This window comes from Shewanella sp. T24-MNA-CIBAN-0130, assembly GCF_040310185.1.
GTDB lineage: Bacteria > Pseudomonadota > Gammaproteobacteria > Enterobacterales > Shewanellaceae > Shewanella > Shewanella psychromarinicola.
Genome location: NZ_JBEOPP010000452.1, coordinates 1 through 251 on the forward strand (window position 1 = coordinate 1; position 251 = coordinate 251).

The 251-nt window shown below is 49.0% G+C and carries 1 pseudogene; it reads right to left on the minus strand.

The features are described from left to right. Positions 1–251: pseudogene (locus AAEZ02_RS23100) on the minus strand (M48 family peptidase); the annotation flags it as partial.

Consider the following 251-nt stretch of genomic DNA (forward strand, 5'->3'; position numbering starts at 1 on the left):
CTTTATAACCCGGCAAGGCAAACGCATTGACCTGTTCGTCGTCAAACAAAACGATTTCCCAATCTTGGTTACGGTATTTATCCGGCAACACCGCAATAATCGTATCCGCGACACATTGCACCTGCTCACGTAACTTAGCATTCGATGACGCAGGCGTTTCCTTCTTCATTTCTGTGAAAGACTGAACCCCCATGTGATCCATCTGGCTGTCAGGCAACACCGCAAACTGCTTACGTCCCGTCGGTGATGAG